Origin of the sequence: Janthinobacterium sp. FW305-128, from assembly GCF_020858135.1 — a bacterium.
In the GTDB taxonomy this organism is placed as follows: Bacteria; Pseudomonadota; Gammaproteobacteria; order Burkholderiales; family Burkholderiaceae_D; genus Janthinobacterium.
The window spans coordinates 101,490-122,005 of sequence record NZ_JACYMK010000002.1 but is presented as its reverse complement, the minus strand read 5'-3'; the positions used below and the strand labels follow the sequence as shown (position 1 = coordinate 122,005).

General features: G+C 66.2%; 18 protein-coding genes. 5 read left to right on the top strand and 13 right to left on the bottom strand.

Going from position 1 to position 20,516, the window contains the following annotated elements; translation table 11 throughout:
• The first annotated feature begins 8 nt into the window (after positions 1-8).
• Complete coding sequence (locus tag IGS60_RS05290; RefSeq protein ID WP_230502858.1) at positions 9-1,130, top strand: metallophosphoesterase; 1,122 nt, start codon at positions 9-11, stop codon at positions 1,128-1,130.
• A 3-nt stretch (positions 1,131-1,133) separates the two neighbouring features.
• Here the strand turns inward: IGS60_RS05290 and IGS60_RS05285 are convergent, their stop codons facing one another.
• Together IGS60_RS05285 and IGS60_RS05280 are read right to left on the bottom strand one after the other, a co-directional pair.
• Positions 1,134-1,886 carry a DUF4303 domain-containing protein gene (locus IGS60_RS05285; protein ID WP_230502856.1) on the bottom strand — a complete coding sequence of 251 codons (753 nt, stop codon included), beginning with the start codon at positions 1,884-1,886 and terminating at the stop codon, positions 1,134-1,136.
• A 16-nt stretch (positions 1,887-1,902) separates the two neighbouring features.
• Positions 1,903-2,826 (bottom strand): LysR family transcriptional regulator, encoded by a 924-nt coding sequence (locus IGS60_RS05280; protein WP_230502854.1) that lies wholly within the window; start codon positions 2,824-2,826, stop codon positions 1,903-1,905.
• A 123-nt stretch (positions 2,827-2,949) separates the two neighbouring features.
• On the opposite strand from IGS60_RS05280, the gene IGS60_RS05275 reads away from it, so the two are divergent.
• On the top strand, positions 2,950-3,711 hold the full coding sequence (locus tag IGS60_RS05275) for an SDR family oxidoreductase (RefSeq protein ID WP_230502852.1): 762 nt from the start codon (positions 2,950-2,952) through the stop codon (positions 3,709-3,711).
• On the opposite strand, the gene IGS60_RS05270 is transcribed toward IGS60_RS05275, so the two are convergent.
• The 10 genes from IGS60_RS05270 to IGS60_RS05225 all read right to left on the bottom strand — a co-directional run bounded on the left by IGS60_RS05270 (position 3,639) and on the right by IGS60_RS05225 (position 14,764).
• The gene (locus IGS60_RS05270; protein ID WP_230502850.1) at positions 3,639-4,607 is read right to left on the bottom strand and encodes an NAD(P)/FAD-dependent oxidoreductase; all 969 of its coding nucleotides are present in this window, start codon (positions 4,605-4,607) and stop codon (positions 3,639-3,641) included. The two genes, IGS60_RS05275 and IGS60_RS05270, sit on opposite strands and share 73 nt — an antisense overlap.
• Positions 4,594-5,046 carry an Rrf2 family transcriptional regulator gene (locus IGS60_RS05265; RefSeq protein ID WP_230502848.1) on the bottom strand — a complete coding sequence of 151 codons (453 nt, stop codon included), beginning with the start codon at positions 5,044-5,046 and terminating at the stop codon, positions 4,594-4,596. The genes IGS60_RS05270 and IGS60_RS05265 overlap by 14 nt, the downstream gene beginning before the upstream one ends.
• Positions 5,047-5,163: 117 nt before the next feature.
• The gene (locus IGS60_RS05260; RefSeq protein ID WP_230502846.1) at positions 5,164-6,573 is read right to left on the bottom strand and encodes a cytochrome c; all 1,410 of its coding nucleotides are present in this window, start codon (positions 6,571-6,573) and stop codon (positions 5,164-5,166) included.
• On the bottom strand, positions 6,570-8,180 hold the full coding sequence (locus tag IGS60_RS05255) for a GMC family oxidoreductase (protein WP_230502844.1): 1,611 nt from the start codon (positions 8,178-8,180) through the stop codon (positions 6,570-6,572). The genes IGS60_RS05260 and IGS60_RS05255 overlap by 4 nt, the downstream gene beginning before the upstream one ends.
• A gap of 9 nt (positions 8,181-8,189) precedes the next feature.
• Positions 8,190-8,714, bottom strand: coding sequence for a sorbitol dehydrogenase family protein (locus tag IGS60_RS05250; protein WP_230502843.1), 525 nt, complete (start codon positions 8,712-8,714; stop codon positions 8,190-8,192).
• A gap of 28 nt (positions 8,715-8,742) precedes the next feature.
• Positions 8,743-9,909, bottom strand: coding sequence for a porin (locus IGS60_RS05245; RefSeq protein WP_230502840.1), 1,167 nt, complete (start codon positions 9,907-9,909; stop codon positions 8,743-8,745).
• A 324-nt stretch (positions 9,910-10,233) separates the two neighbouring features.
• The gene (gene hpaR, locus IGS60_RS05240; RefSeq protein ID WP_227741981.1) at positions 10,234-10,689 is read right to left on the bottom strand and encodes a homoprotocatechuate degradation operon regulator HpaR; all 456 of its coding nucleotides are present in this window, start codon (positions 10,687-10,689) and stop codon (positions 10,234-10,236) included.
• Positions 10,690-10,775: 86 nt separating this feature from the next.
• Positions 10,776-11,765: a DMT family transporter gene (locus IGS60_RS05235; protein WP_230502838.1), complete on the bottom strand. Its 990-nt coding sequence runs from the start codon at positions 11,763-11,765 to the stop codon at positions 10,776-10,778.
• A 66-nt stretch (positions 11,766-11,831) separates the two neighbouring features.
• Positions 11,832-13,649, bottom strand: coding sequence for a DUF885 domain-containing protein (locus tag IGS60_RS05230; RefSeq protein ID WP_230502836.1), 1,818 nt, complete (start codon positions 13,647-13,649; stop codon positions 11,832-11,834).
• Between the two features lie 65 nt (positions 13,650-13,714).
• Positions 13,715-14,764: a LacI family DNA-binding transcriptional regulator gene (locus IGS60_RS05225; RefSeq protein ID WP_230502834.1), complete on the bottom strand. Its 1,050-nt coding sequence runs from the start codon at positions 14,762-14,764 to the stop codon at positions 13,715-13,717.
• A gap of 104 nt (positions 14,765-14,868) precedes the next feature.
• Between IGS60_RS05225 and IGS60_RS05220 the strand changes: the two genes are divergently transcribed.
• On the top strand, positions 14,869-16,062 hold the full coding sequence (locus IGS60_RS05220) for a phytanoyl-CoA dioxygenase family protein (protein ID WP_230502832.1): 1,194 nt from the start codon (positions 14,869-14,871) through the stop codon (positions 16,060-16,062).
• A 34-nt stretch (positions 16,063-16,096) separates the two neighbouring features.
• A complete protein-coding gene (locus IGS60_RS05215; protein ID WP_230502830.1) occupies positions 16,097-17,215 on the top strand; it encodes a Gfo/Idh/MocA family protein in 1,119 nt (372 codons plus the stop codon).
• A 13-nt stretch (positions 17,216-17,228) separates the two neighbouring features.
• On the opposite strand, the gene IGS60_RS05210 is transcribed toward IGS60_RS05215, so the two are convergent.
• Complete coding sequence (locus IGS60_RS05210; protein WP_230502828.1) at positions 17,229-19,241, bottom strand: glycoside hydrolase family 3 N-terminal domain-containing protein; 2,013 nt, start codon at positions 19,239-19,241, stop codon at positions 17,229-17,231.
• 226 nt (positions 19,242-19,467) lie between these two features.
• Between IGS60_RS05210 and IGS60_RS05205 the strand changes: the two genes are divergently transcribed.
• Complete coding sequence (locus tag IGS60_RS05205) at positions 19,468-20,505, top strand: AraC family transcriptional regulator (RefSeq protein ID WP_230502826.1); 1,038 nt, start codon at positions 19,468-19,470, stop codon at positions 20,503-20,505.
• The last annotated feature ends 11 nt before the right edge of the window (positions 20,506-20,516 follow it).

Sequence of the window (20,516 nt, the reverse complement as noted above, 5' to 3'; positions counted from 1 at the left end):
ACGATCACATGAAAACCCGCACGCCGCTGCTGCGCATCACCATGATACTGGGCGCCCTGCACGCCCTGCTGGGCTGGCTGCTGCTGCCAGCGCTGCCCGTCGGCCTGGCCGGCTGGCTGCTGGGCGGCGTTGTATTGCTGGCCTCGACCATGCTGATGCCGATGACCATCTTCGCCCGCGCCGTCACCAACGATGCGCGCCTGGCCGACCGTTTGAGCTGGGCCGGCTCGCTGTGCATGGGCTTTTTTTCTTCGCTATTCGTGCTCACCATGCTGCGCGAACTGCTGATGCTGGTTCCCGCCACCCGCCCGCATGCCCAGGCGTCCGCCGTGGCGGCGCTCGCCCTGGCGCTGCTGGCCACCGTCCTTGGTTTCATCAACGCCCGCCGTGTGGCGCGCGTGCGCGAAGTGACGGTGCCGATTACCGGCCTGCCGGCCGCCCTGCAAGGTTTTAACATCGTGCAGCTGAGCGACATCCACGTGGGCGCCACCATCAAGCGCGCCTACGTGGACGCCATCGTCGCGCGCGCCAACGGCCTGCAAGCGGACGTCATCGCCATCACGGGCGACGTGGTCGACGGCACGGTGGCGCAACTGGCCAGCCATACGGCGCCGCTGGGCGAGCTTCGGGCGCGCCACGGCGTCTTTCTCGTCACGGGCAACCACGAATACTATTCGGGCGCCGCGCCATGGGTGGCGGAATTTCGCCGCCTGGGCTTGCGCGTGCTGATGAACGAGCACACGGTGCTCGAGCACGACGGCGCGCGCCTGGCGCTGGCCGGCGTCACCGATTTCAATGCCGGCGCCTTCGATCCGGATCAACGCAGCGACCCGCAGGGCGCCATCGCCGGCGCACCGGCCGATATCCCCCGCATCCTGCTGGCGCACCAGCCGCGCAGCGCGCCCGAGGCGGAAGCGGCCGGCTACGACCTGCAATTGTCGGGCCACACCCACGGGGGCCAGTTCTGGCCATGGAATCTGTTCGTGCCGCTGCAGCAGCCTTACGTGGCGGGCCTGCACCGGCAAGGCTGCCTGTGGATTTATGTCAGCCGCGGCACGGGATACTGGGGTCCGCCCAAGCGCATCGGCGCGCCGGCGGAGATTACGCTGTTGCGGCTGGTGGCGGCGTAGAACCTAGTCGGCCCAGCTGGCCATCCACGCCTCGAAACGCGCCACCACGGCCGGCGGATTCAAACGCGCCAGCGCGCCTTCCACCGGCTCGCTGTCGCTGACCTCGAACAGCAGCACGGTTTGATTGCGCTGCGCGCCCGTGCCGAATACCCCTTCGGCGTCAAGCTGCGCCAGCGCCGCGATGCAGGCGTCGAACACGCCGGTGCGGAAGGTGGCGAATGCGACGTCGAACGGCAAGCCACGGTGCACCTGCAGCAGCAAGCGGTAGGCGCTGTCGAAGTAGGCGCCGCCCTCGTCAAACGCCCATTCGGCCGGGTTCCACAGCATCTCTTCGCCGTATTCCGAGGCGGCCAGCGCTTCGCGGCTGTTCGCCATGGGACCGATGGTCATGGCGCTGTCGTCGCTCACCAGCGCGAACGCGTCGATGTGCTGCTCCGGATGCGCACGGCGCACGCAGTCGAAAGCCAGGCGCGCGGCCTGCGCCACCAGGGTTTGCAGCAGCGCGAAATCGAAGACGGCCGGGTCGATGACCATGGCGCGCGCCAAGATATAGCCGTCGGCCAGCGCCGCCTGGCAACGGGCTACGTAGGCGGCGTGCGCCTCGGCTTCGCTGGCGTAGTCCTGGCGCGTCTCCGCACCCCAGGTCATGGCCGCGCCGGCGGCCGTCCAGACGGTCGTACCGAAAACGCGCGCTTCGCGGAAATGCAAGGGTTGATCGCCGTCAAAGGTGTAAAACAGACTGTAGTTATCAGGCATGAGAATTTTTCTTTGTTTAATCGGGCCGCATCTGCGCGGCGAAATCGCGCTGGCGGAACTGCTCCAGCAAAAAATCGACGAAGACGCGCGTCTTCGCGGGCAGCAGCTTCTTGCTCGCATAGTACACGGACAGGGGGCCGGAATCGGCATGCCAGCCGGGCAGCAGGCGGATCAACGCGCCGCTGCGCAAGTGGGCCAGCGCGTGCGGCATGGGCAGCAGCGCCACGCCGACACCCATGAGGGCTGCCTGCGCCATCGCTTCCGGATCGTCGAAGATGGCGCGCGGCCGGCATTCGGCCACGCCTTCGCCGCCCGCTCCATCGCGCAATATCCAGCTGCGCAATCTGCCGCTGCCGGCCGAGCGGCGCGCCACGCCGTCGAGTTGCGCCAGATCCGAAGGATGGGCGGGCATGCGTTTCCCCCGCATGAAGGCGGGCGACGCCGTGGCGACGACGAGGGCGTGACCCAGTTCGCGCGCCACCACGCCGGGAGTCAGCTCGATGCCGCCGCCGATGGCGACATCAAAGCCCTCGCCGATCAAGTCCACTTGCCGGTTGTCGAAATGGCAGTCGGGAATGACGCCCGGGTAGCGCGCGATGAAGTCGCCCAGCAAGGGCACCACATAGCTGCGCCCGAACGACGGCGCCATGCTGATTTTCAGGATACCGGCCGGCTGGCCGCCCTCTTCGGCCACGCCGGCGATCGCCTCGCGCAAGGTGGACAGGGCGCCGGCTATCTGCTGCAGGAAGCGTTCGCCCCCTTCCGTCAGGGTCAGGCGGCGCGTGCTGCGCTGGAACAGGCGCAGTCCCAGGCTCGCTTCCAGCCGCGCCACGTTCTTGCTGACGGCCGCCGGCGTCAGCCCCAGGCGGCGCGCGGCCGCCGAAAAACTGCCCAGTTCGGCAGACAGCACAAACGATTGCAAGTGATTGAGGGCATCCATGCGCCTATTCTACCCGCTCACTTGATCGTTTTAGTTGAAAGTGATTGTAGCGATTCATGGCTAGCGCGCCAGGAATGAAACCTAGATACTGAATTCCTCGACTCCTCACACAGAAAGCCCATCATGCAAACCCAAAGCAACCATACCCAGTCACTGCTGAACAAGATCGCCTTTGTGACGGGCGGCTCGCGCGGCATCGGCGCGGCCATCGTGCGCCGCATGGCCAGCCAGGGCGCCCATGTCGTCTTCACCTATCAAAGCTCGGCCGCCGAAGCGCAGGCGCTGGCGGCCAAGGTGGAAGCGGCCGGCGGCAAGGCGCTGGGCGTGCAGGCCGATGCGGCTGATGCCGCGGCCCTGACGGCCGCCATCGACCAGGTGGCTGCGCAATTTGGGCGTGTCGACATCCTCGTCAACAACGCGGGCGTATTCCTGCCCGGCGCCATCGATGATTTTTCGCTGGCCGACTTCGACAAGACGATTGCCGTCAACGTGCGCGCCGTGTTCGTGGCCATCAAGGCGGCCGTGGCGCACATGCAGACGGGCGGGCGCATCATCAATATCGGCAGCACGAATGCGCACCGCATGCCGTTCGGCGGCGCGGCCGCCTACGCCATGAGCAAATCGGCGCTGAGCGGCCTGACGCAAGGCCTGTCGCGCGACCTGGGACCGCGCGGCATCACCATCAACAACGTGGAACCAGGCCCCGTCGCGACCGACATGAACCCGCCCACGGGCGACTTCGCCGACCTGATGCACGGCCTGATGGCCCTGCCCCGCCACGGCACGGCCGATGAAATCGCCGGCATGGTGGCTTACCTGGCCAGCGACGAAGCGGCGTTCGTCACGGGCGCCGGGCTGAAGATCGACGGCGGTTTTGCCGCCTGATCCAGCCCGAACATCAGCGAACGGTGCGCCGCCACGCCCGCCATGGCGCCGTCGGCCACCGCGAACGCCACGCTGCCGGCCATGCGGCCCGCGTCACCGCAGCAAAAGACGCCGGGCACGCTGCTGGCCTTTTGCTCGTCGGTGCGCACGAACGGACCCATGGCGCCCTCTTCCAGCGCGCAGCCCAGCGTCACAGCCAGGGCACTGGCCAGGCGGGTGCGGGTGGCCACGAACAGGCCGGCCATCGCATGGCGACTGCCGTCGGCCATGACCACGTCGGCCACGCCGTCGAGCCGCGCCACGGGCGTGCGCACCACCGTCACGCCGCGCGCCTCGAGTTGCGCCAGCTGCGCCGCATCGGGTTCGAACGCGCCATTCAGGAAAAAAGTGACCGTGCCCCAGTCGGGCAGCATCAGCGCATGGTGCATCGACAGGGGCCCCGTGGCCAGCACGCCGATGGTGCCCTGCTCCAGTTCATAGCCGTGGCAATAGGGGCAGTGAAAGACGCTGGCGCCCCAGCGCTCGGACAAGCCATCGACGGGCGGCAGCTCGTCGATCACGCCGGTGGCCAGCACCAGGCGGCGGCCGTGAACGACATTGCCGTCCGCCAGGATCACGTCGAAGCCATCGCCATTGGGGCTGGCCGCCGCCTGCACGGCCGTGCCGTCCAGCCAGGACACGGTGGCATACGCCAGCAGCTGCGCCTTGCCCTCGGCGGCGATGGCGGCCGTCCCGCTGCCGTCCTGGGTCAGGAAACCGTGGGAATGGCTGGCGTAGCGGTTGCGGCGCTGGCCGCCGTCGATCACCAGCACGCGGCGGCGGGCGCGCGCCAGTTGCGTGGCGGCGGACAGGCCGGCGTAGCTGCCGCCGACGATGATGGCGTCAAAGATGTGCATGGGGTGCTCCTCGGTGGATGGCATATTGTTGGCTGAAACGTTCGGCCAGGTCGGCCAGGGTGACGGCGCCGAAGCGCCGGATCAGCAGCGCCTCGGCTTCATCGAAGGCGCCGGCCAGCGACTGGTTGACCACCTGCTCCACCAGGCAGCCCGGCTGGTCGACGCGGTTGCCCATGGCGAAGATGGTGGGCGAACCGACGGCCACGTAGATGTCTTGCAGGGTCACCCTGTGCAGGTCGCAGACGATGCGCCAGCCGCCGCCATGCCCCTTGCCCGAGGCCACGTAGCCGCGCTCGCGCAAGCCGGCCATCACGCGCCGCACCAGCACGGGGTTGGTGTCCAGGCACCCGGCGAGTTCCTCGGACGTCATCGGGCGTCCCGCGTGGGCCATGTGCAGCAGCACATGGAGGATCGATGATAGTTTGCTGTCGCGTCTCATGTAACTCATGATAGTACATAAGTTCCACATATGCAAACGAGTTGCAAAAAATCTGCGCAAGAAAAAGGGGTCAGACCCTGTCGGGTCTGACCCCAGCCTTTGCTTCAGGGTGATTTTTTAAGCTGCTGATGTTTCCTTGCGACGCCGTCCCCGCCACCACAGCAGCAAGGCCAGCAGCACCAGCACGCCGACGATGATGCCGGCGCGGGCCAGGCCGATCAGGTTCGAGGCAGGACCGCCGTTGCGCAGGGTCGTCACCTGCTCCGCCGTCACCTTCACGTCAGGATTGCCGTACATCTTTTGCACGTAATTGCCGAGGGTGACGATCTGCTCATCCGACAGGGTCTGGCGGAAGGCTGGCATCAGGTGTCCCGCAATATGATTACCCTTGCCATCCTGCCGCTCCACACCATCGAGGATCGCCATCACCAGATTGTTGCTGTTGCTGCGGCCCGTCACCGAGTTGTGGAACAAGGGCGGCAAGCTGCCGTCGAAACTGCCCTCGCCCTTCGCCTGGTGGCAGCTGGCGCACTGTGCATCGTACAGCTGCGCACCCGACATCCTGTTCAGGTTTTGCGGCAGCGCCACGCCGCGGATCGCATTGAGCTCGTCGCCCGCCTGGCCCCATTGCGTCACCGGTTTCGTATCCGCCTTGTCGCGGATGGCGGGCACGCTCTTGATGTAGTGCGCGATGGCGCTCAGGTCCGCGTCGCTCAGGTGCTTCAGGCTATGGTCGATGGCTTCGGCCATCGGTCCGGCTGCCTGCCCCCGGTGCGCGGCGCGGCCCGTGCGCAGGTAGTCGACCAGGTCTTGCTGGCTCCAGCTGCCGATGCCGCTGTTGGCGTCCGAGGTGATGTTCGGCGCAAACCAGGTACCCAGATCAAAGCCCCCCAGCTCCTTCGACAGCTGCTCGGCCATCAGCGCGTTGCGCGGCGTGTGGCAGGTGCTGCAGTGGGCCAGCCCTTGCGCCAGGTAGGCGCCACGGTTCCACTCCATGCTCTTGGCTGGATCGGCCACGAACGGCTTCTTGTCGAGGAAGAGCCAATTCCAGCCCGCCAGCGACAGGCGGATGTTGAACGGGAACGGCAAGTCCGTCTTTTGCGCTGGCGCCGTGTCCACCGCCGCCACGCCATGCATGAAGTAGGCGTACAGGGCGGCCGTGTCGTCATCCGTCACCCTGGCGTAGGCCGTGTAGGGCATGGCCGGGTACAGGTGCGCGCCGTCGGCCCGCACGCCATGGCGCACGGCGTCGGAAAACTGCTTGAGCGTGTAGTTGCCGATGCCGTGCGTTGTCGATGGCGTGATGTTGGTGGCGACGATGGCCCCTAGCGGCGTGGCCAGGGACAGGCCGCCCGCCATCGGCTTGCCGCCAGGGACGCTGTGGCAGGCGATGCAGTCGCCCGCCGTCGCCAGGTAGCGGCCACGTTCGATGGCCTGCACGTCGGCGCCAGGGGCGTTCGCCGCCAGCACGGGCAAGGCCAGTGCCAGCAAGGCGGCGCCGGCCGCCGTTCTGAAGGTCGCCATCATGCTGTTCCTCCCTGTTGTTCGTCGAGGATATGCTTGACGGTGCGCAGTGCCACGGCCAGGCCGTTTTCCGTCGAATTGCAGGTGCCGGACGTGGGCAGCACGCCGGTGCTGCACAGGAACAGGTTGGCATGATCAAACGTGCGGCCCCACTGGTCGCACACGGCCTTGGCCGGATCGGAACCCATCGACAGGGTGCCGCAGATGTGCTGGTTGTTGGCGAACACGCCTTCCTTGCTGTGGCGCAGATTGGTGCCGCCCATCAGTTTGGCGATCTGCTCGAAATCCTGCTTCGAGCGCTCGTGGCCCCGTTTCGTGTAGTCGTCGATCGCATAATGCGCCTGCGGCTTGGGGATGCCCATGGCATCCTTCTCGCTGCTGAGGGCGATGCGGTTTTCCGGGTTCGGCAGCACTTCCAGCACGTTTTTCAGGCTCATTTCGCGCGCCGAGCGGAAACGCAGCTGCTGTTCGAATTCCGCGCCAAACACGCCCTTGCCGATCAACTCCCTGGTCGCGCCATCGACGCGCGAAATGTTCGTGAAATCGAGGCGGTATGGCGAATGTTCGCTGCGGAAGTCGCCGTCGCGCATGGTGTTGATGGAATTGGGACTTTGCGGGCCCCGGCCCAGCCACAGGTCTTCATCGGCGTCGAAGGTGATCGAGGTGCTCGGGTGGTCCATCAGGTTGCGGCCCACCATGTCGCTGCTGTTGGCCAGGCCGTTCGGGTACTTGTCCGTGGCGGAAACGAGCAGCAAGCGGGGGCTTTCGATGCCGTTGGCGGCCAGGATGAAGGTCCTGGCCGTGACCCGGTGACTTTTTTTATCCACGTCGTAGTACAGGGCGGCCGTGATGCGGCCCTGCGCATCGTGTTCCAGCTTGTAGACATTGGCGTTGCAGACGATCTTCACGCCCGCGTCTTCCGCCTGCTGCGCGGCGATGCCGCCGTGGTATTGCGCGTCGATGGGGCAGATCGGCTGGCAGCTGTTGTTGCCGCAGCAGGCCGGGCGGCCATCGTAGCTGACGCTGTTGCGCGCCACCGTGTTGCCCACCACCTTGAACGACGGATCGAGGCGTTCGCGGATGCGGCGCATGGCGTACGGCTCCGTCACGGGATCCATCGGGAATGGCTGCTTGCGCGGCGAACCCGTGTTCTCGGCACCCGAGACGCCCATGATCTCTTCCGCTTCCTGGTAGAACGGCTCCAGGTCTTCGTAGCTGAGGGGCCAGTCGACGCCCACGCCGTACAGGGTATGGATGCGGAAGTCGTTCGGCACGTTGCGCCACGCCTGCGCGGCCCAGTGCCACGAGGTGCCGCCGAACTGGCGGATGTATTCGGCCGGGTACGGATACGGGCCCGCCTGCACCAGGTAGCCGTTATCCTTCGGCTGGTAGATCGGGTGCGGCGCCGTGGCGACGGACGGATACGGCGACATCCAGTCGCTGCGGCGCGTCGTGTTGCGGAAACGGGCGACGATTTCGCCGCGCGACACGCGCGGGCCCGCTTCGAGGATCAGCACCGAGGCGCCGGCCAGCGCCAGTTTGCGCGCGGCCAGCGAACCGATGATGCCGGAGCCGATCACGAGGTAATCGGCGGAGAGTGCTTCAGCCATGATGGCTCCTTAAATGGGTTTTCTGGCCCAGCTGCCGTAGGCGCCGTAGGAATACGTGGGAGGCTTGAGGACGTCGGCCACGACGGCCGCGTTCAGCGCCTGCTCGTAGGCAACGCAGACGGCCGCCTCGCCCGTGCCGACGATGCCCAGGTACCAGGCGCTGGCGATCTGGCGCGGCAGGGCCGCCAGCGGCGACAGTGCCGGGTCGAGCGCATCGAGCGCTTCCTGCAGGCCGGCCGCCTGCAAGCCCTGCGCATTGATCAGGGCCAGCAGCGCGCGCACATTCGCGGGGAAGGCAGCGTCCTGCGCCACCAGCGCCTCATACAGGCGTTTAGCCAGCACGGGATCGAGCACCTGGCGCCCCACCAGCATGGCCGACACGCCGAGGAAGGCGCCCTGCTCCGCACTGGCGACCGGTTCGGCCAGCGCCCAGGGAATCAGCGCCGCGGCCGAAGCCGACAGCAAGCCGGCCAGCACCATGCGGCGGCCGGGATTCAGGGGGCCGCGGCCCTCCTTGTTGTGTGTAGCGTCCAATTGAAGCTCCCGTGAGTTCAGCAACCGTTCAGAAAGAATGCTTGAGACCGACCATCACCACCGTCTGGCCGCCGTTCGACGACGGCGTGCCGTTTTGCGAATCGCCGACCGAGGCGACGGCGTCGACGATGGCGCCGTTCTGGCCCAGGGTCTGGCCGCGCGCCAGCTGGCGCGCTTCGATCAGGTAGATCGCCGTGCGCTTGGACAGCGCGTAATTCTGTTCGAACGACAGCTGGCGGTAGCGCGCGCGGTCCGACACGCCGTTGGCGCGGCTGGCGTAGGTGTCGCTGTAGCCGGCGCTCAGGAACCACTGCGGCGTCCACTGGTAGCTGGCGATCAGGCCGGCCGTGTTGAAGATGGCCGTGTCGCGGAACGTGGAATGGCTGCCCGCCTGGTATTGCACGTTGCTGGCGTTGGCGCCCACCATCCACTTGCCCATCGTGTAGCGGGCGCTGGCGGCGATGAATTCGATGCTGTCGGCCGAGGCGTAGCCCTGGTTGATGGCGGAGATGCCAAAGCTGGCCGAGGCCTTGTCGCTCCAGCCAGTACCGTTTTGGCCATTTTTCAGTTTCAGGTAGCCAAGCGCAAATTCCGCCGGCGAGGTGCTGTACTTGACGGCGGCGCTGAAGCTGCTGCCCACGGCATTGCCGTCGGCCACTTCGCCGAAGCCGTATTGCGCGCTGGCCTGCAAGCCGCGCCACGCTGGCATGCTGTAGGTGACGGAATTGCTGATGCGCACGGTCGTATCGAGGCCGTCGATATCGCCCGGGTGTGCGCCGGTGGCGCCCGTCAAGACGTTGCTCGACGCCAGGGAACCCACGAGCAGGTAGTACGGCGTGTACTGGCGCCCGGCCGTCAGGCTGCCGTAGGCGTGCGATTGCAGGCCCACGTAAGCCTGGCGGTTGAACAGGGCGCTGGCCGAACTTTGCGCACCCGTATCGCTTTCAAAGCCGTTCTCCAGCAGGAACAGCGCCTTCAGGTCGCCGCCCAGGTCTTCCACGCCCTGGAAACCGATCTTGCTGGCGGACAAGTTACCGCTGCGCATATAGGTATTCGACTTGCCGCCCTGGTTGCTCGCGTACGCGGTGGCCGCGTCGACCACGCCATAGATGGTGACATTGCTTTGGGCGCAAACGTTTGCGCCGATGAGCGTGGAGATGGCCAGCGCCGCAGCGCGCATGCATGTATGGTTCATTTTTTTCCTGACTTTCCTGTTTTATCTGGCGAAATACGGGCGTGGCGCCCCGTTGCCGCCCCATCAACAATGGGGCATCCGCTGCTCTTCTTGATCTGGATCAAGTGCGGCAAATTATACGCTTATTTACTCATATGTAAGTGATTGACTGTAAGGCATAGTCTTATAGCAAAACATTGATGAGTCTTATAGCAAAACCGGAAGGCGCGCAGGCGCGCGCCCGGCAAGGTGCGGCAATGCGCGGAACAGGCATGGGAAAAGCAGCGGCGGCGCGTGTCGAAAAACACGCGCCCGATGATGCTCAGGCAAGGAGAAGTTCGGGGTTCAGCGCAGGATGGCGGGCGCGACCGGCAGGGTTTCTAGGGCAATGAAGGCTTCCAGCGCGCGGCGCATGTCTTCGAATACCTGCTTGCCGTACGCTTCTTCCAGGTGCGCGTATTGCAGGTCGATCAGCTTACCCATCTGCAGCAGCAGGCTGGCGCCCGCTTCCGACAGATGCACCTTGCGGCGGCGCTGGTCGCCTTCGAACTTGCTGCGTCCAATCAGGCCGATCTCTTCCATGCGCGCCAGGATGCCGCTCATGCTGGGACTGGAAATCTGGCAGATTTCGCACAGTTCGCGCGGTTCCAGGGTGGGGCTTTCGTTCAGTGCACGCATGATGCGCCACTGCTGCTCCGTCACGCCGAAGTGATTGAGGATGGGGCGGAAATGCTGGAGCAGGCTGTCGCGCGCCTTCAGCAGCAGTTGCGGCATGTTCGGATAACGGATCGGTAGCTGCAAGCGGAACTCCCTGGGTGACCGGCAAATGAGCGTCATTATACGGCCGGCCCAGGGCAAACGGCGGACTGACAACGATGTATTTTTCGCTACGTCCGCCCTGCCCCACGCCCGTCTCCCCGCCCCTCTGCCCGCCCCTCTACCTCCTCGTGCGCATGCCGCTGCACGGACCACAGCACGCCCGCCGTCAGCAAGAGCATGGCTGCCCACTCCAGCGGGCGCGGCATGCGCTGCGCGTAGACGAAGCCGTACAGCAGCGCGAACAGGGTCTCCGACAGGATCAGCTGGCCCGACAGGGTGACGGGCACCCGGCGCGACGCCAGGTTCCACAGGTAGTTGCCGATCACGGAAGCGCCCAGCGCCAGCAGCAGGCACACAAACCAGAAGCGGGGCCAGTCGCGCGCCGGACCGCCATCGGCGATACCCGTGGGCTGCAGCGCCAGCATCACGGCGCCCACGACCAGCGCGATGACGCCGCTGGCCAGGCCATACAGCATGGCCCACTCCGCGGCGCTGACATGCGCATGGCGCTTGAGGAAACGGGCATTGTCGAGCGCATACCAGGTCCAGCACGCGAGCGCGCCGATGGCGCACAACACGCCGGCCAGCTTGTGCGCCAGGCTGGCGCCATCCGCGCCCGCGCCGCCTGCCTGGCTGAAGATATCGACATTGATGCAGGCGATGCCTGCGGCCACCACCAGCAGCGGCAAGGCCAGGCGGCGCAAGGGCGGCGCGCCGTGGTCCTTGTGGCCGAACAGCGTCACGCTCAGGGGCAGCAAACCGATGATCAGCGACGTGGGCGCCACGCCGGCCAGCTTGACGCCATACGCCAGCAGCAGGTAATACACGACATTGCCCGCCAGCGCCTGGCGCAGCATGGCCAGCCAATCGCCGCGCCGCAGCCGGCGCAGCAGGGGCAAGAGGCGCGGCAGCATCAGGCCCGCCGCCAGCGCGCCATAGCAGATGTAGCGGCCCATCATCAGCTCGGCCGGAGAAAAGTCCGGCAGCAAGACGGGCACAATGAAAACGGCGCCCCAGAAGGCGCCGGCCAGCAAACCAGATACGATCCCACGCCACATGCAGCCACGCTCACGTCATTAATTCAAGGACGCCAGTATAGGGTATGCGGTGCGAGTCGCCCGCCGTCAGCCCTTCGCTTTTCTCTGCCCGGGGATGAAGTGTTCGCGCACGGCCTTGGCCAGCAAGTCCGGCGGCAGCAAGCCCTGTCCCAGCAGGAAGTTGTTGAAGGCCAGGCGGTCGAATCGGTCTCCCAGCGCCAGCTCCGTTTCCGCGCGCAGCTGCAGGATGCGCGTATAGCCGTAGAAATAGCTGCCCGCCTGGCCCGGCATGTTGAAGGTGTAGCGGTCCAGCTCCTGGCGCGCCATCGGTTTCGACAGCATCACTTCGTCGGTCAGGATGCGCCCCGCCTCTTCACGCGTGACTTGTCCCAGGTTCAGCATCGGGTCGAGCATGGCGCGCGCCGCGCGCAGCATGCGGAACTGCAGCGCGATGAACTGGCCCTCGGCCGGCTCGTACGGGATCATCTCCGCTTCCGCGTACAGCGCCCAGCCTTCCACGTTGACGCTGTTGAACGCATACAGGCTGCGCGCCTGCGACACGCCCCGCTCCACCATGGCGCTGAACTGCAGCTCGTGGCCGGGACGGCCCTCGTGCGCGCTCAGGGTCCAGGCCGCGCCCGCGAAATTGAAATCGTCATACGCTTCGCCCTTGCCGCTGGCGGCCGGATTGCTGACGGGGAGGACGAACTGGCCGTGCTCTCCCGTATTGCCGATCAGCGGAGGCGGACGCATATGCGGCGCCGGCTGGGCCGCCGATTCGGCGGCGGACGCCAGGCGCATGGTCATGGCGCGCGCAGGGATATCGACCACGCGCTGCCGGGCGATGCGTTCCTCGAGCTGGGTATTGACGCCCTTGTAGTGCGCTTCGAGCTGCGCATTGGGGATGGAATCGCTCTTCAGCGCGCGCAGCACCTGGCGGTAGTCGCTACCGTCGACGCCCTTCAAGGCCAGCCTGGCCGCCACCACGGGCGCCAGCGCCTGCATGGCGGCGCGCGTTTCCAGGTAAGCCACCTGCGCCCGTTCCACCAGCGCGCGCGGCTCGATGTCGATGCCCACCTGCTTCAGGCGAAACGCGTACAGCTCGGGCGCCATGCGGAAATCCGTGCGCGCCAATGGCAGCACCACCTGCTTTTCCCATGCCGCATATTCGTTCAGCTGCTGCTCCATGGCGGCCAGCGCGGGTTCGGCACCTGCGATCTTCATGTCGGCGAACAGCTTGCGGATGCCGGCGATATACGTGGGCACGTTTTCCAGCGACTGCGCCACCTGCAGGCGCACGGGACCGGCCAGGCCAGGCGTGCCGATTTTCTCCGTGAAGCGCGCCTTCGCCTGCTGCGTGATCGGCGTGCTGCCCGGAAACTGGCCCACATAGCGCCGCAGGCGCTCAAGCGCCTTGGCGCGGCGCGCGGCCGGGCGCTGCTCCTGCAGCAGGCTTTGCATGCTGCCAAAGACCATCTGCGGCACATCGACCCATGGCAGGGTGTATCTGGCTTCCAGCTCGGTGCCGGCGATTTCCTGATCGACGGCGCCGATCAGAATTTCCAGGTCCTGGCGTATGCGTTCGTCGCGTTCCAGTTCCAGCTTCTGCTGCAACTGCGCGCGCGCCTTCCGCATGGCCGCGACCTGGCGCCCGATGATGTCCGGCCCCAGGTCGGCGGCCATGCCGTCGTACTGGGCCAGGCCCCTGTCGGACGCGTCTTCGGGCGAGAACTGCGCCTGCGCCGCCAGCACGATGGCCGCGTTGCGGTTGCTGGCCTCGACCCAGGCGGACGACGCGGAAGCCGCTGCGGAAACGGCGGGGTCGGCCGCCATGGCGGGCATGGCCAGCGCGGCTGCAAGCGCGGCGGCGAGCACGGTCTTGCACAATTGCGGAGTGACGGACATCGGGGGATTCCTTCAAAGGTGAGCGATGAGCGAAGCGGCGAGTATCGGCCAGCCTCGCAGGCCTGTCAATTCACCCCGTTCAGGACGGGCAGGTTCCACGGCGTGACGATCTGGATGGCGGACAGTGACGGCGATTGCGCCAGGGCCGGCAGCGCGCCCTGTGCCCGCAGGATTTCCTGGCATGCACGGCGCATGTCCTGGCCCAGGTCGTGGTGCAGCACGGCCTGGATGGCGCCCGACTTGAGCAGCGCCACGTTGTCCGCGTCGAGATCATGACCGATGAAGACCTGGCAGGGTCGGCCCGCTCGCGCAAAGGCCTGCACGATGGCGGCATTGCCGCCGCCGATCGAATAGACGGCGGCGATGCCCGGATGATCTGCCAGGGCTAGACGCACCAGCGCCCCCGTGGCCCCGTCGATGCCGTGGCCCTCGCTCACTTCGACGATGGATAAATGGCGGTGACGTTCGCGCAGCGCGCGGCGAAAGCCGATCTCGCGCTCTTCCTCGCCATGAAAACGGTTGCTGCTCAAGGTTACCAGCACCTGCTGTTTCCTTGGACGCCTGCCCGCGCCCAGCCACTGGCCGACCAGGCAGGCGGCCGTCTCGCCCGCCGCGCGGTTATCCATGCCCACGTAGCTGCGGCGCGCGGAGCCTGGCAAGTCCGTCACCAGGGTCACGACGGGGATGCCGGCCGCCGCCAGCCGGTTCACCGCTTCCGCCACCGCTGGCAAGTCCGGTGCTTTCAGCAGCACGCCGTGGCTGCCGTTCTTGCGGATGCGCTCCAGCAGGTCGACGATGCCGTCCACCTCCAGGGTTTCATGCAGGTGAAAGCGCGAACGCAGCACGGCCGGATGCAGCGACGGCAATTCGACCTCCAGCGCGGCCCGCACGGCGTCCGTGAAGCGGCGCGGCGCCACCATCAGCACATCGAGCATGAATTTTCTGCCGGCCAGGCCCACCTGCGTGCTTTGCCGCGCCAGTTCATCGAGCGCCTGCATCACGCGGCGCACGGTATTCGCATGTACGCCCCCGCGCTGCTTGATCACGCGGTCGACCGTGGCCACGCTGACGCCGGCCTGCAGCGCCACGACCTTGACGGGGAAAGGATGCGTCATGCCATATCCGATTCAGATTGATGGTTTTTTGATGGATTTCTTGATGAAAAATGCGCATTTTCATCCCTATACTGATTCTACAACTTAAACAACGGAGACACCGCATGCCCACCACAGACGCCGCCGCAGCGCCGCCCAGCCCCTTCTGGCTGGCATCAGAAAACTGCGACCTGCAGGATTTCATCGCCACCGTCAGCCTATGCACGGCGCTGGCCGACTATCCCCACGCCGCCGCGGTGAAAGAAAACATTCTCGTCTACGACTGCGACCGGGTGCGCGTGCTGGCCGCCAGTGCGGTGTCGCTGCGCGCGCTGCAGGCCGAATGGGGCCGGGCGCTGATGGATGGTCCGGGCGTCATCGTGCTGCAACGCGCCGTCGCCGACATGGACACGCTGGAACAGGTCAGCGGCGTGTTTCGCGCGCTGATCGCCGAACAGCATGCGAGCGGCCAGGCGGCCGGCGACCATTTCGCCAAGGCTGGCGCGAATGACCGCATCTGGAACGCCCAGCAAAAACTGTGTCTGCGGGCACCCGAGGCATTCGCGCGCTATTACGCCAACCCCGTCTTCGCGTGGATCGCCGAGGCCTGGCTCGGTCCCGCCTACCAGATGACGGCGCAAGTGAACGTCGTCAACCCGGGCGGAGCGGCCCAGGCGCCGCACCGCGACTATCACCTGGGCTTCCAGAGCGCGGCCAGCTGCGCCGCCTATCCCGCGCCCGTGCACCAGATGTCGGCTCTCTTGACCTTGCAGGGCGCCGTCGCCCATTGCGACATGCCGCTGGTATCGGGCCCCACCCTGTACCTGCCCGGGTCGCAGCGCTACCGGGCCGGCTTTCTCGCCTGGCAGCAGCAGCCGTTCCGCGACTATTTCGCCCGGCATTGCGTGCAGCTGCCCCTGTCCAAAGGCGATGCCGTGTTCTTCAACCCCGCCCTGTTCCACGCGGCCGGGCATAACCGCTCGCCCGACATCCGCCGCATGGCCAACCTGCTGCAAGTGTCGTCGCCGTTCGGGCGCGCCATGGAAGCGCTGGACCGCCGCGCCATGAGCGCCGCACTGTATCCGGCCCTGCAGGCGCTGCGCGCGCAGGGAGTCCTGGATGACATTGGCATCAGCCACGCGATTGCCGCCTGCGCCGAAGGCTATGCCTTCCCCTGCAACCTTGATCGCGACCAGCCCATCGCCGGCATGGCGCCGCCCACGCAGCAGCAGATCATGCACGAAGCGCTGGCGCAGGACTGGCCCGCTGCGCGCTTTATCGACGCGCTGGACAGCCACGCCTGGCGCCAGCAAGCCTGAATCCCTCACCGCGACACGAACGGAGTACCCGCATATGCAAGACATCCACATCGGCCTGATCGGCGCCGGCTACATGGGCAAGGCCCACACCATCGCCTATAAAGCTGTGCGCAGCATTTTTCACACGGCCCTGAATCCCGTGTGCGAATGCATCGCCACCAGCAGCAGCGAAGGCGCCGCCCACAGCGCGCAGGAACTGGGGTGGCAGCGCTCCACGGGCGACTGGCGCGCGCTGGTCAATGATCCCGCCATCGACGCCGTCATCGTCGCCACGCCGCCGGCCACGCACAAGGACATCGTGCTGGCGGCGCTGGCCCTGGGCAAACCCGTATTCTGCGAAAAGCCGCTGGGCATGACGGCCGCCGAATCGCTGCAACTGGCGCAGGCGGCGGAAAGCGCGGGCGTGGCCAATATGGTCGGCTATAACTACATCCGCACGCCCGCCAGCCAGCTGGCGCGGCAGATCATCGAATCGGGAGAGATCGGCGAGATCATCCACGTCGCCGCCGAACACGTGGAAGACTACCTGCACGACCCGCGCGCGCCCGCTTCGTGGCGCACGCGCGAAGCGACGGCAACGCGCGCCGGCGCGCTGGCCGACGTGGGCTCGCACCTGCTCAACCTGGCCCTGCGCCTGGGCGGTCCCGTCGACGCGCTGGTGGCCGACATGAATACCGTGCACGCGCAGCGCCAAGGCCCGCACGGCATGGAAGCGGTGGAAAACGACGACCAGGGCAATGTGATGCTGCGCTTTGCCAACGGCGCGCTCGGCGCCCTCACCTTCAGCCGCGTGGCGGCCGGCCGCAAAATGGGCTACACCTACCGCATCACGGGGACCAAAGGCGCGATCGCCTTCGATCAGGAAGACCAGAATGCACTATGGCTGTACGACGCCGGCCGTCCCGCGCAGCGCCAGGGTTTCCAGCGCCTGCTGATGGGGCCTGCCCACCCCGACTACCTGGCGTTCAGCCAGGGCGCGGGGCACGGCACCGGGTACAACGAGCAGATCGTCATCGAAGCGCGCGATTTTCTGCAGGCTATCGCCAGCGGCGCGCCCGTCTGGCCCACCTTCCGCGACGGCTACGAAGTCGACCGGCTGATCGATGCCGCGCTGCGCTCCGCACGGGAGCGCAGCTGGATTTTCGTGCGTTGACAACAGGGACGGTTTAGTAAGCCAGCCCGTAGCCGAACTTGTACAGCGGATGGGCCGTGTCATACGGCACGTCCGATTTCTGCACCTGCACTTCGGCCATCGACGACGGCAGCTCGAACGGCAGCTTGCCCTGCGGCTTGGCCTTGCCCGTCAGGACATCGAACAGCGCGCCGTCGCTCACGCCGAAGTTGGCGAGGATGGCGCTGGCCTTGTCCTGCACGTTGCCTAGGATGGCCGGGCGGTCCAGGTACACGGTGACGACCGTCTTCGGCGCATACTTGGCCGCATTCTTGATCGCTTCATAGTCGGCGTTGCCATCGACGTAATCGAGGCGGCCCTCGTGCTGCATGCTGCCGAAGATGTAGTTCGGGTGCAGGGTTTCATACGGCGCGGCCACGCGCAGCAGGGCCACGTCCGCTTCCTGCGGCGTGGCGACCACCGTGTAGCCATACTGCTGCGCCACGGCCGCATCGATGCCGTACAGGTAGACCTTCTTGACGGTGGCGGCCAGCGGCAAGACCTTGTCCTTGTTTTCCAGCAAGACCAGCGAGCGGCGCTGGGCTTCCAGGCCCGCTTCGATGAAGTCCGCCTTGCCCACGGTGGCGGCCGCCTTGGCCGCATCGACGAACGGATGCTCGAACAGGCCCTGCTTGAATTTCTGGATCAGGATGCGCCGCGCCGACGTGTCGATGCGCGCTTCCGTCAGCTGGCCCCGTTGCACCGCTTGCGTCAGATAAGGCGCTTCCGTCACGCCGCCGAACTGGTCCATCCCCGCCGTTACGGCCTTCACGTAGCGCTCGGCCTTGGTGGCGTCTTCCATGCCCCACGGCGTGCCGAAACCGATGAAGGAAGGCGCGACGCCAGGCGCCGTGCCGTTGCGGCAGTTGGCGTCGCAGTCGGAGGTGATGCCCCAATCGGACAGGATCACGCCCTCGAAACCGTATTTGCCGCGCAGCAGATCCGTCAGCATGGTCTTGCTGAAGCCGGCCGCCACTTGTTCCAGGGTGATGCCGTCGATGGTGATATTGCCGTCCGGCAGGGCGTAGGTCGGCATGACGGAGGCCGCCTTGGCCGTGAACGCCCCTTCGAACGGCTTGACGTGGTAAGCGAAGTTGTTGCCCGGGTAGGTCATGTAGCGGCCATAGTAATTGTGGCCGTCGAAGCCCTCTTTCGTGGCGCCATAGCCGACCCAGTGCTTGACGACGGCCACCACGCTGCCGTCATGCAATCCCGTATTGCCATCCTGGAAACCTTCGATATAGTGCTGCACCATGCGCTTGGCCAGGTCCGCGTCTTCGCCGAAGGTGCCGTTGATGCGCGACCAGCGCGGCTCGGTGGCCAGGTCCGCCTGCGGCGACAGCGCTTGCGTGATGCCGACGGCCAGGTATTCCTGGCGCGCGATGTCGCCGAAGCGGCGCACCAGCGCATCGTCGCCGATGGCGGCCAGGCCCAGGGTTTCCGGCCACTGCGAGAAACCCTTGGTACCGGCGCTGGCGCCCACCGTGTACTGGAAATGGTGGCGCGGGTCCGTGCTGATGGAGACGGGAATGCCGTGGCGCGAGGTTTCGCTCAGCGCCTGCACCTTGTTGTACTGGGCCGCCATATTGGCCGTGTCGCCCGCCATGCGGGTGATGAAGGTGTTGATGTACTGCTTGACGATCAGGTCTTGCAGCGCCGTCAAATCGTAGGCGCCGCCCTGGCCGATGCCGGTGGGGTCGGCCACAGTGGGCGCCGTGCCGTGCATCATCAGGCCCGCTTTTTCGTCGAGGCTCATGCGCGACAGCAGGTCGTCCGCGCGCGCCTCGGCCGGCAGGCGCCAGTCTTCGTACGGGTCGATCTTGCCGTTGCGGTTCATGTCCTTGAAGGTATAGCCGTCGACTTTCAACTGGGTGTAGGTGGTGGCGCCGAACACGGGCTGCGTGTATCCCTCGCTGCCGGTGTGGTTGTTGCCGCAAGCGGCCAGGGCAAGCGTGGCGACGCAGCCGGCGACCACGCGGGCCATCGGTTTCAAAGTGCAATTCATCATTATCTCCAAGACTGTTTTTGTAGGTATCAAGGCGCGGCAGCAAGGCCGGCCGAAAACAATATAGCGTGAGAATGCGTGAGTTTCTTGACCGCGCAGCACGCGTTTTATACCCGCGAGAACAATTTTTGGTTAGATGGCACAACAACCAACAATCTCCTACAAAGTGCTAATATTTGTGAAAAATTACTACAACAAGCGGAATACGCTGAATAAGCAGGAGACAGCCTTGCACAAACCCGACACGCGCACGGTCTCGAACCGCATCGCGCAGCAATGCGCGCGCGCCATGCAGGCCGATGGCCACGATCCCGCCGACTTTTTTCGCCAGACGGGCATCACGCCGGCGCAGCTGAACGAGCCGGGCGGCCGCATCAACGCCGAGCGGCACCGCCGCATGACGGCCTACGCCCAGCAGCTGCCGCAGCACCGCGGTCTGCTCGATCTCGACGTGACGCACTGGTTCGCGCATTACTCGGGCATCGCCCACGTCTGCTTCAATCGCCCCACCCTGCGCAGCGCGCTGCACGAGCTGCTGCACTTGCGGGGCCTGATCGGCGAATTCGACTTCATGCTGATGAGTGAAAATGGCACGCGCATCGAGATCGAATACCTGTCCGAGTTCTGCCCGGCGGGCGGCGCCATGCAGGCGCTGGCCAATTTCCGCATGCTGTCGCTGGTGGCGCGCGCCTACGACGATGGCGCGCCCACCGCCTTCCATGCCGGTTTCCAGGGCAAGGCGCCGTGGTTCGCGCCGGCCATTGCCGAGTGCTTCGGCGCCGCCGTCACCTTCGGCCAGGCGCGCAACACCCTGACGTTCGACGCGCCTGCGCTGGACCGTCCCTTCGCCCAGTTCAACGCCATGCTGGCGCCGCACGCGCTGTGCTACGCGCAGGGGCAATTGCAGCAATTGCAGGGAGCGCAGCTGTTTTCGGCCCGCGTGGAGCAGGCGATCATCGATTTGCTGGGCCGGCAAGACGCCGGGGACGCCGACGGCACCGCATTGCTGCCGGCCCTGTGCGACGGTCTGGCGATGAACCGCTGGACCTTGCAGCGCCAGCTGCAGCAGGAACAGACCTCATTCCGCGCGCTGGAATTGCGCGCGAAAAGCCGCGAATCGCGCCGTTTGCTGCGCGAAACGAGCCTGAGCGTGGTGGAAATCAGCGAGCGCCTGGGTTTTTCCTCGCAAAGCGCATTTACCCGCTTCTTCAAGACCCAGTTCGAACTGCCGCCGGCGCGCTACCGGCAGGATGCCGCCGGAACCTAGAGAAAGAGACA